The following is a 6,987-nucleotide window of genomic DNA, read 5'->3' on the forward strand; positions in this document are numbered from 1 at the left end:
GCGATGGTCGGCGACGGCGTCAACGACGCCGCCGCGCTCGCCCAGGCCGACCTCGGCCTCGCCATGGGCACCGGCACCGACGCCGCCATCGAGGCGGGCGACCTCACCCTCGTCCGCGGCGACCTGCGCTCGGCCGCCGACGCCATCCGGCTCTCCCGCCGGACCCTGCGCACCATCCAGGGCAACCTGTTCTGGGCCTTCGGCTACAACGTGGCGGCGATCCCGCTGGCCGCCGCCGGACTGCTCAACCCGATGATCGCCGGTGCCACGATGGCCTTCTCCTCGGTCTTCGTGCTCACCAACAGCCTGCGGCTGCGCCGCTTCCGGGCGGCCGCCTGACCCGCGTCCGCGCCCCGGAGACCGGGCAGGGCCCGTACCGCCGACGCGGTACGGGCCCTGCGGCGTTCCGGGGCGGCTCAGCGGCCGAGCAGCTCGCCGCCGTTGCAGTGCAGGATCTCGCCGGTGATGAACCCGGCCTCCGGCGAGGCCAGGAAGTGGACGGCCGCCGCCACCTCGCCGGTCTCCCCGATCCGCCCGAGCAGCGTGCGGGCCGCCCGCCGGGAGACCTCCGCCTCGTCCAGCCGCGGCCCGAAGAACTCGGTGCCCGCCACCGTCCCCGGCGCCACGATGTTGGCGGTGATGCCCGAGGTGCCGAGCTGGGCGGCGAGGAAGTGGTTCCAGGCGTGCAGCGAGGCCTTCGCCGCCCCGTAGGAGCCGGCCCCGCGCAGGGCGGCGATCGAGCTGATGGTGACCACCCGGCCGGAGCCCGGGGTGAGCCGGTCGCGGACCGACTCGGTGAGCAGCACCGCGGTCAGCACGTTGCGCTCGAAGTCCCCGCGCCAGCGGGCCAGCAGGGCGTGCGGTCCGGCGCCGATCACGGTCTCCCGGCTGCCCGCGTTGTTCACCAGCACGTCGATCCGCTCGGGCAGTCCGGCCAGCGCGCCCTCCACGGCGTCCGGGTCGGCGAGGTCGCACACCAGCGGGGTCACGTTCGCTCCGAGGGCCCCGGCGGCGTCCTCCAGCACCGCCCGCCGACGGCCGACGATCACGACCCGTTCGCCCGCCTCGGCGAACCGCCGCGCCACCTCGTACCCGATCCCCGTGCCACCGCCGGTGACAACCACGTTCCTGGTCATCTGCGCACTCCCTCCCCAGCTCCGCCGCCACGCTGCGAGGTGCGGGACGGTCCGTACCGGAATGCCACGATTCCTATCACGCTCGGTTGCCGTGACTGCGGGGAGGGTGACGTCGCGGCCGGTGGAAGGTGTGGTATGGGGGCGGCACCGCACGCACACGGAGCGTGGCGAGAGGCAGCTCACACCCCCCGGGCGTAACTTCTCACACCCTGATACGTCTTAGGTTGGTAGTGCGGCAGTTTTACGGTGGGCGGAGACGCGGCGAACGGCACAGCGTCGACGCGTGACCACCACTGCCGCCGACGGGGCTCCGGCGGGCCCCGGGTCGGTCGCCGACGGTTGGCGGCCTTCGCGCACGGCGCCGGGGTGTGGCGGGGTCAGGGACGCTTTGAGCGGCCGTCCCTGGTCCACAGCCGCCCCCGGAGTCGTGCGCCGGACGTTGCGGAGAAGCACGAGGGCCCGGCCGCGGGAGTGCGGCCGGGCCTTCGTGGCACGGTGTCAGGGCGTGCTGGTGACGTCAGTGCGGGCGCACGGCGTCAGCGGGCGTCGATCTCCACGTAGTCGCGGATCGCGGTGCCGGTGTAGATCTGGCGCGGACGGCCGATCCGGCTGGTCGGGTCGTTGATCATCTCGTGCCAGTGGGCGATCCAGCCCGGCAGCCGGCCGAGGGCGAACAGCACGGTGAACATGCTGGTCGGGAAGCCCATGGCGCGGTAGATCAGGCCGGTGTAGAAGTCCACGTTCGGGTAGAGCTTGCGCGAGACGAAGAAGTCGTCCTTGAGCGCGTGCTCCTCCAGCTTGAGCGCGATGTCCAGCAGCTCGTCGGACTTGCCGAGCTGGCCGAGCACCTCGTGGGCGAGCTGCTTGACCTGCGCGGCGCGCGGGTCGAAGGCCTTGTACACGCGGTGGCCGAAGCCCATCAGCTTGACGCCGGCCTCGCGGTTCTTGACCTTGGTGATGAAGGCGTCGACGTCGCCGCCGTCGGCCTTGATGCTCTCCAGCATCTCCAGCACGGCCTGGTTGGCGCCGCCGTGCAGCGGGCCCCACAGCGCCGAGATGCCCGCCGAGATGGAGGCGAACAGGTTGGCGTGGCTGGAGCCGACCAGGCGCACGGTGGAGGTCGAGCAGTTCTGCTCGTGGTCCGCGTGCAGGATCAGCAGCTTGTCGAGCGCGTTGACGACGACCGGGTTGAGCTCGTAGTCCTCGGCGGGGACCGCGAAGGTCATCCGCAGGAAGTTCTCGACGTAGCTCAGGTCGTTGCGCGGGTAGACGAAGGGCTGGCCCATCGCCTTCTTGTACGCGTACGCCGCGATGGTCGGGAGCTTCGCCAGCAGGCGGACCGTCGACAGGTGGCGCTGGGCCGCGTCGAACGGGTTGTGGCTCTCCGGGTAGAACGTCGACAGCGCGCCGACCACCGAGGACAGCATCGCCATCGGGTGGGCGTCCCGCGGGAAGCCCTGGAAGAAGCGCTTGACGTCCTCGTGCAGCAGGGTGTGCTGGGTGATCTCGCGGTTGAACTGCGCGAGCTGCCCGGAGTTCGGCAGCTCGCCGTTGATCAGCAGGTACGCGGTCTCGATGAAGTCACCCTTGCCGGCGAGCTGCTCGATCGGGTAACCGCGGTACCGCAGGATGCCGTTGTCACCGTCCACGAAGGTGATCGCGGACTTGTAGGCGGCGGTGTTGCCGAAGCCGTTGTCCAGGGTGACCAGGCCGGTCTGCGGGAGCAGCTTCGAGATGTCGAAGCCGGCGTTGCCCGCAGTGCTCTCGACGACGGGGTATTCGTACTCGCCGTCCTGGTACCGCAGTACTACCGAGTTGTCGCTCACGTCTTCCTCACCGACGAAATGAATCCTCTTCCAAGGTGCCCTGACTGTCTCTACCATCCCCCATCCGGCGGACAGCCGCGCACCCGGGGTGACCCGAAAGGGCCCGCCCCTACAAAACCTGCCGCCGCAGCCGGTACGAACCGGACAAGATCGGCACCCCACCAGGCTCTGCCGTAAATCTCTTCACGTCAAGAGAACAATAGAGGCAACCATCCCTTGGAGAATCATCCAGACGCAAGCCTGTGGTCCAGCGCGGCATGCCTCCGACCTGCGCTGACGCTGCGAACCGCCTGCCCGATCGCTTTCCGTGACCCCACCAGCACTACCAGTTTTCGGGCCCTGGTCACCGCCGTGTAGAGCAGATTTCGCTGGAGCATCGTCCAGGCGGACATGGTGACCGGAATCACCACCACCGGGTACTCGCTGCCCTGCGAGCGGTGGATCGTCACCGCGTAGGCGTGCGCCAACTCGTCCAGCTCGTCGAAGTCGTAGGGCACCTCCTCGTCCTCGTCCGTCAGCACCGTCAGGCGCTGGTCGTCCACGCTGAGGGACGTCACCACGCCCACGGTGCCGTTGAAGATCCCGTTCCGCCCCTTGTCGTAGTTGTTGCGGACCTGCGTGACCTTGTCCCCCACCCGGAACGTCCGCCCGCCGAACCGCCGCTCGGCGAGCCCCTCGCGGGCCGGCGTCACGGCCGCCTGCAGCAGCGTGTTGAGGTTCCCCGCCCCGGCCGGGCCGCGGTGCATCGGCGCCAGCACCTGCACGTCGCGCCGGGCGTCGTAGCCGAACTTCTGCGGGATCCGCCGCGCCACCACGTCCACCGTCAGGCCCGCCGCCCGCTCCGCGTCGTCCTCCGCGAACAGGAAGAAGTCCGGCAGGCCCTCGGTCAGCGGCGGCAGGCCCTCGTTGATCCGGTGCGCGTTGGTCACCACCCCCGACTGCTGGGCCTGCCGGAAGATCCGGGTCAGCCGCACCGACGGGATCGGCCCGCCCTCGGCCAGCAGGTCCCGCAGCACCTCCCCCGCCCCCACCGAGGGCAGCTGGTCGACGTCCCCCACGAACAGCAGGTGCGCCCCCGGCGCCACCGCCTTGACCAGCTTGTTCGCCAGGATCAGGTCCAGCATCGACGCCTCGTCGACGACCACCAGGTCCGCGTCCAGCGGCCGGTCCCGGTCGTACGCGGCGTCCCCGCCCGGCCGCAGCTCCAGCAGCCGGTGCACCGTCGAGGCCTCCACCCCGGTCAGCTCCGACAGCCGCTTCGCCGCCCGCCCGGTCGGCGCCGCCAGCACCACCTTGGCCCGCTTGGCCAGCGCCAGCGTCACGATCGACTTCACCGTGAAGGACTTGCCGCACCCCGGCCCGCCGGTCAGCACCGCGACCTTCTCGGTCAGCGCCAGCCGCACCGACTGCTCCTGCTCCGGCGCCAGCTCCGCCCCCGTCCGCCGGGCCAGCCAGGCCAGCGCGGCCGGCCAGTCCACGTCCCCGAACCACGGCATCCGGTCGGTGTCCGCCCGCAGCAGCCGCAGCAGCTGGTTCGCCAGCGAGATCTCCGCCCGGTGGAACGGCACCAGGTACACCGCCGTGATCGGCTCGCCGCCCACCCCCGGCACCTGCTCGCGCACCACCCCCTCCACTGCCACCAGCTCCGCCAGGCAGTCGATCACCAGCCCCACGTCCACCTGGAGCAGCTTCACGCCGTCCGCGATCAGCCGCTCCTCCGGCAGGTAGCAGTGCCCCTGGTCGCTGCTCTGCGACAGCGCGTACTGCAGCCCCGCCTTCACCCGCTCCGGGCTGTCGTGCGGGATGCCCACGGCCTGGGCGATCCGGTCCGCGGTGAGGAAGCCGATGCCCCAGACGTCCGACGCCAGCCGGTAGGGCTCGTTCTTCACCACCCCGATCGAGCCGTCCCCGTACTGTTTGTAGATCCGTACAGCCAGCGAGGTCGAGACCCCGACCCCCTGCAGGAAGACCATCACCTCCTTGATGGCCTTCTGCTCCTCCCACGCGGCCGCGATCTTCTTCGTCCGCTTCGGCCCGAGCCCCGGCACCTCGATCAGCCGGCCCGGCTCGTTCTCGATCACCTCCAGGGTGTCCACCCCGAAGCGCTCCACGATCCGCTCCGCGAACCGCGGCCCGATGCCCTTGATCAGCCCCGACCCCAGGTAGCGCTGGATGCCCTGCACGGTCGCCGGCAGCACCGTGGTGTAGTTCTCCACCACGAACTGCCGCCCGTACTGCGGATGCGAACCCCACCGCCCGTGCAGCCGCAGCGACTCCCCCGGCTGCGCGCCGAGCAGCGCGCCCACCACCGTCAGCAGGTCGTTGCCACCCCGCCCGGTGTCGACCCGGGCCACCGTGTAGCCGGTCTCCTCGTTGGCGTAGGTGATCCGCTCCAGCACGCCCTCGACCTGGGCCAACTGGCGCGGCGCCGCGTCCGCCCGGCCGGACCCGCCACCGACGGCGGTCCCCGCCCCTGTCTGCCTGGCCACCGGGCCCCCTTCACCGTGCGGGACGACTTCCGCTACGCACCGTACCGTCCGGGTGCGACACCTCGGGGCCGGGTGCCAGGCTGGAGGGACGAGGGAGGGACCGCGCACGCCGTCGAAGGGCAGCCCGCCATGCTCAACACCGCCTTCCACCCCGGCTCCCCCGTCTGGCTCGACCTCACCAGCCCCGACACCGCGGACTCGGTCTCCTTCTACACCGAGGTGTTCGACTGGACCTACACCTCGGCAGGCCCCGAGGCCGGCGGCTACGGCTTCTTCCGGCAGGACGGCCGGACGGTCGCCGCCCTCGGCCCGTTCACCGACACCCACGCCCGCCCCGCCTGGACCGTCTACTTCTGCACCCTCGACGCCGACCGCACCACGGAGCTGGTCCGCGAGGCCCGCGGCCGGGTCCGCTTCGCCCCGTTCAACGTCTTCACCAGCGGCCGGATGGCGGGCTACACCGACCCCACCGGCGCCGACTTCGCGGTCTGGCAGCCGCACGACGTCCGCGGCCTGGACACCGTCGCCGAGGCCGGCAGCCTCTGCTGGACGGAGTGCTACAGCGTCGACGCCGAAGCGGCCAAGGCCTTCTACCGCACCGTCTTCGCCTGGCAGGAGCAGGACGTCCCGGTCGGCGAGGACATGTACACCGTGCTCACCCCGCCCGGCGGCGGCACGGAGGACGCCCACGGCGGCATCATGCAGCTCGGCCCCGAGCAGACCGCCGCCGGCACCTCCTCGCACTGGCTCCCCTACGTCGAGGTCCCCGACGTCGACGCCCGGCTCGCCACCGCCGAACGCCTCGGCGCGACCGTCCGGATCCCCGCCACGGACGTGCACGGCGTCGGCCGGCTGGGCCAGCTCGTCGACCCGCACGGAGCCGTCTTCGCCGTCATCACCAGCGCCCCGCCGGGCTCCTGACGCCCGATCACGCCATCCGGCCCTCCAGGGGCCTCCCAGGGCCTCCTAGAGTGTGATCATGACCGACCAGACCGACCTGATCATCCGCCGGGCGACCGGCGACGACCTGCCGGCCATCGTGGCCATGCTCGCCGACGACCCGCTGGGCGCCACCCGCGAGAGCCCCGGCGACCTCGCCCCCTACCGCACCGCCTTCGCGCGCATCGACGCCGACCCGCACCAGCACCTGGTGGTCGCCGAACGCGCCGGCCGGACCATCGGCACCCTGCAGCTGACCGTCATCCCGGGCCTCTCCCGGAAGGGCTCGACCCGCACCGTCATCGAGGCCGTCCGCATCCACGCCGACGAACGCGGCACCGGCCTGGGCGGCCGGCTGATCCAGTGGGCGATCGACCGCTCCCGCGAACTCGACGCCGACCTGGTCCAGCTCACCTCCGACGCCACCCGTACCGACGCGCACCGCTTCTACGAGCGCCTCGGCTTCGTCCCCTCGCACGTCGGCTTCAAGCTGGCGCTCTGACCCGGAAACGCAGAGAACCCCCGCCGGAATACCGGCGGGGGTTCTCTCACAATTTGTTCGGCGGCGTCCTACTCTCCCACAGGGTCCCCCCTGCA

5 protein-coding genes and 1 pseudogene are annotated in these 6,987 nt (G+C 71.5%); 3 read left to right on the forward strand and 3 right to left on the reverse strand.

What is annotated here, in order from left to right:
- Nucleotides 1-339 (forward strand): annotated as a pseudogene (locus ABT093_RS40085) (heavy metal translocating P-type ATPase); the annotation flags it as partial.
- Nucleotides 340-416: 77 nt separating this feature from the next.
- Here ABT093_RS40085 and ABT093_RS40090 read toward each other — a convergent pair.
- The 3 genes from ABT093_RS40090 to recD2 form a co-directional block, all read right to left on the reverse strand.
- Nucleotides 417-1,136, reverse strand: a complete 720-nt coding sequence (locus tag ABT093_RS40090; RefSeq protein ID WP_350572446.1) for an SDR family NAD(P)-dependent oxidoreductase — start codon at nt 1,134-1,136, stop codon at nt 417-419.
- A 536-nt stretch (nt 1,137-1,672) separates the two neighbouring features.
- The gene (locus ABT093_RS40095) at nt 1,673-2,962 is read right to left on the reverse strand and encodes a citrate synthase (protein WP_350572447.1); all 1,290 of its coding nucleotides are present in this window, start codon (nt 2,960-2,962) and stop codon (nt 1,673-1,675) included.
- Nucleotides 2,963-3,186: 224 nt separating this feature from the next.
- Nucleotides 3,187-5,379 carry an SF1B family DNA helicase RecD2 gene (gene recD2, locus ABT093_RS40100; protein WP_350572450.1) on the reverse strand — a complete coding sequence of 731 codons (2,193 nt, stop codon included), beginning with the start codon at nt 5,377-5,379 and terminating at the stop codon, nt 3,187-3,189.
- 201 nt (nt 5,380-5,580) lie between these two features.
- Between recD2 and ABT093_RS40105 the strand changes: the two genes are divergently transcribed.
- Both ABT093_RS40105 and ABT093_RS40110 read left to right on the forward strand, forming a co-directional pair.
- The gene (locus ABT093_RS40105) at nt 5,581-6,372 is read left to right on the forward strand and encodes a VOC family protein (RefSeq protein ID WP_350572448.1); all 792 of its coding nucleotides are present in this window, start codon (nt 5,581-5,583) and stop codon (nt 6,370-6,372) included.
- 58 nt (nt 6,373-6,430) lie between these two features.
- Entirely contained in the window at nt 6,431-6,892 is a 462-nt protein-coding gene (locus tag ABT093_RS40110; RefSeq protein ID WP_350572449.1) for a GNAT family N-acetyltransferase, read from the forward strand.
- The last annotated feature ends 95 nt before the right edge of the window (nt 6,893-6,987 follow it).

The sequence above is a fragment of the Kitasatospora sp. NPDC002551 genome, from assembly GCF_040296005.1.
Taxonomy (GTDB): Bacteria; Actinomycetota; Actinomycetes; order Streptomycetales; family Streptomycetaceae; genus Kitasatospora.

Bases quoted from the DNA above. Each gene is read 5' to 3' on its own strand.
- ABT093_RS40105 (WP_350572448.1), top strand. From the start codon at position 5,581: ATGCTCAACACCGCCTTCCACCCCGGCTCCCCCGTCTGGCTCGACCTC.
- ABT093_RS40110 (WP_350572449.1), top strand. From the start codon at position 6,431: ATGACCGACCAGACCGACCTGATCATCCGCCGGGCGACCGGCGACGAC.
- ABT093_RS40090 (WP_350572446.1), bottom strand. From the start codon at position 1,136: ATGACCAGGAACGTGGTTGTCACCGGCGGTGGCACGGGGATCGGGTAC.